Genomic DNA, 3726 nt, shown 5'->3' with positions numbered 1-3726 from the left:
CAAGCCTTTGAACGGGGCCGGCGAGACTGAACCAGTGACTACGACCGATCACCTTTTTCCGTCTGCTGGTCCTCAACCGCCGACGGCACGAATAGCGACGCAGGAAACTGGGCACCATAGCGAATCCTGCGCGGGCGCGGGCGAAACGCGGGACGCGGATGCGAATCTGGCTCCACGGCCCGCCGATAGAGGTGCCAGGTGGCATGCCCGAGGATGGGCAAAACGATCGCTAGCCCGAAGAACAGTGGTAGCGAGCCAATGAGCAGGCCGGTGGCGATGATCAGGCCCCAAAGCGCCATCGTCACCGGATTCTTGAGAACCACCCGGATTGACGTGAGCATAGCCGACGGCGCGCCGACGTGGCGGTCGAGCAGCATTGGAAACGATACGACGGTTAGCATCAGTACCAACAGCGCGAACAAGAAACCGACCAGATTGCCGACGATGGCCAGATACCAGCCTTGCTTTGTAGTCAACACCTGCTGCGCAAAAGTGTTCAGCGAAGTGGGCTCGGCGTAGCCGAATGTCGCCACATAGAGCGAATGCGCAATCGCGACCCAGACCGTGAAGATGAGCAGCAATAGCCCACCGAGTAGGAGGATCCCTGGCAACGAGGGGGAATAGCGCACGTCGAAAGCGTGATGCCAGGAGATATCTAGGCCTGCCTCGCGGCGTCGACTCAGTTCGTAGAGTCCGATCGCCAGGAATGGCCCGAGCAGCGCAAACCCGGCCGCCATCGGGTAAAGCAGCGGTAGCACATTGTAGCCGAAGGCCAGCCGGCCGATCAGCAAGCCAACAACGGGATAGATCAGACAAAGGAAGACGACATGCGTCGGCATCGCGCGGAAATCGTCGAAACCCTTTACGAGTGCATGCTTAAGATCGCCTATGGCTACTTGGCGGATGTCGGGTACTTCGTCGGCTGGATCAATGGGGGCGATAATATCCGCGGACATGGCAGAACCTTCCAGGTTGGGTGTTTCTACTGCTCAGTAATCAGGCACCGAAGTAGTGCAACTCGCTCCGGCAGCTTTCGCCATCGCCGGAAATACGTGCGTGCGGGACAGTGCGCATCAGTCGATGGAAACCGTCGTGCGTCAGGTGCACCAAAGTCTGGTGGTCGCCGGCCTCGAAATAGACCTCGGGCTGATTTTCGAGGCTGTCGTCGATGACTGCGCATAATCCATAAGCGCCGCCGACGGGCGGCACTGCGCCCGGCTGACAGTCAGGAAACAGCGGCGCGATCTCCTCTTCAAGCGCCAGCGATACCGGTTGCCCGAGGGGCTTGTGAATCAGCGTGTTGCCGCGGCACAATTCATACGGTCGCATTGTTGAACATCAGGGCTTTGCCTTTTCTGGAATAGTCAGACGAGTCAGAGGACTCGTTACGCCAGGGTCTTGAGGCGCGCCGCCATCCTGCGGCTTATCGATCTGCATACCTCTCAGAAATTTGAAGAGATCGCTATCGGTGGTGAGGACCAGCGTGGTCCCCTTGGATATCATGTCCTTGTAGGCTTGCATCGTCCGGGTGAACTCGTAGAAATCCACGGCTTGACGATCGGCATTATACGCCTTTGCATAAATGTCCGCGGCCGATGCGTCGGCAACTCCGCGTATTTCCTCCACTGCTCGATAGGCTTCGGATTGGATCTTGTTCAGGTCCCGCACCCGGTTGCCGCGTATGCGTGCCGCCTCCCCATTGCCTTCGGAAAGAAATCGCTCGGCAATCTGGCGCCGCTCCGAGATCATGCGCTCATAGATATTCGGTCGCACGCTTTCATTGTAGTTTATCCGCTTGAAGCGGATGTCGAGAAGCTCGATCCCGAAGACGCGGACCTTTTCCGCGGCGGCCTCGAAAATCTCCTGCTCGACAAGGGCACGCCCCTTCTGGATGGCAACCAGAGTGCCAATGTCCTGCGCGAGTTCCTCCTCAGTCAGTAGCGTATCCCGCAGTGGTGTCCGGCCCTTCGTCGTTCGGATGATCTCGATGAGTTCATGCTTGGCGACGGCATTGCGTGTCTCGCTGCCGAGAATGTCGTCGAGGCGCGACTGGGCGCTGCGCTCGTCGCGCAGGCGCAGAAAGTATTGCAACGGGTCCGTGATCTTCCAGCGGGCGAAGAGATCGACGGAGATGTAGAGCTTGTCCTTGGTCGGCATGTCGGAGGGGTTGCCGTCCCATTCCAGAACCCGGCGATCGATCCGATTGACGTCCTGAATGAAGGGCAGCTTGAGCTTGAGGCCAGCCGTCGTGATGGGCGCACCGACTGGCTTGCCGAATTGCGTTATGATGGCCTGCTCGACTTCTCCGACGGTGTAAACGGCGGCAGACGCTGTCACCACGCCTGCAACCACGATCCCGGCGACAATGAATGAAATGATCTTCATTGCTTCTCTCCTGCTTGCCGATCGAGGTTCAGGAGCGGAAGGATGCTTCCCGTCGAGCCGTCGACGATGATCTTGGATCGAATGCCCGGCAAAACGTGTTGCAGAGTTTCGATATATATGCGCCGCCGCGTTACCTCTGGCGCCTTCTGGTATTCTGCCAGGAGCGCAGTGAACCGCGCCGCGTCGCCTTTGGCCTCGTTGGTGCGCTTCAGCCGGTAGCCATCGGCTTCGCGGATCCTCTGATCCTTCTCACCCTCGGCCAGGGGGATGACCTTGTTGTATTCCCGGCGTGCCTCGTTGATGAGCCGCTCCTTTTCCTGCTGCGCCTGGTTGACCTCGTTGAAAGACGCCTGCACGGGCTGAGGCGGGTTGATGTTCTTCAGCTGGACCTGGTCGATGCTGACGCCCATCGCGTATTTGGTGGCGAGCGCCTGCATCTTCACGAGTGCCTCGTTCTCGATCTCCTGCCGGCCGACCGTGATCACCTCGTCGACAGTCCGGTCGCCGACCACCTCTCGCATCACCGATTCCGAGACATAGCGCAGGGTGGCGCTCGGCTCGCGAACCTCAAATAGGAATTTCCGGGGCTCGGAAATCCGGTATTGTACCACCCATTCCACGAGAGCAGCGTTGAGATCCCCCGTCACCATTTCGGTCTCGCGGCGTCCATCGGTCGGGCTCTGGTAGGGATCGGTCGCGCCCGGGGTCGTGAAGCCGAACTCCTGCTTCAGCTGGCGTTTCACCGGCACAACTGTCGCGACATCGACACCGAGGGGAATCTTGAAATGAAGGCCCGGCGAAACTTCAGCGATATATTTTCCGAAACGCTGGACGATCGCGACCGAATCGCTCGGTACCGTGTAGTAAGACGACCAAATTCCTAGTGCCGCTAGCACGAGCGCTCCAGCGATCAGAACTGTCCTGACGGGCGGTCGACCAGACGGGAAGACATCTTGCAGTCTCTCCCGCCCCCGTCGGAGAAGGGCGTCTATTTCCGCGGGATCGTTATCCTGTTGACCGCCCCACGGTCCACGATTTCCCCGGCCGTTGTCTTGAATGGGCATTAAGATTTCAATCTCTCGTTTGCGCGGATGTGAGGCTCGCCGCAACAAATGCGGCTTCGGTGCAACGCGCTTTTCGGCAATGCTTTATAGGGATTGACCGGCCAGCCCTCATTTTCCGCAACCTCAATTCCCGAGGCGTCAAGATCCGTGGCGTTTATCGATTGGGGCTGCGCCTTGGTGTCGGCTGCCTTAACGCGTTGCTGGAGCTTTTGGGGCCTGTTCATCTGACGTCCTCTCGACGATGTGCCGCCGCGCGTCATGTGGCAGTACGTCCGGA

General features: G+C 59.2%; 5 protein-coding genes. All 5 read right to left on the bottom strand.

Annotated elements, in window-relative coordinates:
- Positions 1–38: 38 nt before the first annotated feature.
- On the bottom strand, positions 39–956 hold the full coding sequence (locus AC33YF_RS13170) for a DUF2189 domain-containing protein (protein ID WP_491777667.1): 918 nt from the start codon (positions 954–956) through the stop codon (positions 39–41).
- Between the two features lie 40 nt (positions 957–996).
- Positions 997–1329: a YbaK/EbsC family protein gene (locus AC33YF_RS13165; RefSeq protein WP_491777666.1), complete on the bottom strand. Its 333-nt coding sequence runs from the start codon at positions 1327–1329 to the stop codon at positions 997–999.
- 9 nt (positions 1330–1338) lie between these two features.
- Positions 1339–2385 (bottom strand): protease modulator HflC, encoded by a 1047-nt coding sequence (hflC, locus tag AC33YF_RS13160; RefSeq protein ID WP_491777665.1) that lies wholly within the window; start codon positions 2383–2385, stop codon positions 1339–1341.
- The gene (hflK, locus tag AC33YF_RS13155) at positions 2382–3449 is read right to left on the bottom strand and encodes an FtsH protease activity modulator HflK (RefSeq protein WP_491777664.1); all 1068 of its coding nucleotides are present in this window, start codon (positions 3447–3449) and stop codon (positions 2382–2384) included. The genes hflC and hflK overlap by 4 nt, the downstream gene beginning before the upstream one ends.
- On the bottom strand, positions 3449–3726 hold a 278-nt coding region (locus AC33YF_RS13150), incomplete at its 5' end, for a hypothetical protein (RefSeq protein WP_491777663.1). The genes AC33YF_RS13150 and hflK, both read right to left, overlap by 1 nt.

Source organism: Methyloceanibacter sp., assembly GCF_058506495.1.
Note: the sequence above shows the minus strand (reverse complement) of the source record. Positions and strands in the feature narration are given on the sequence as shown.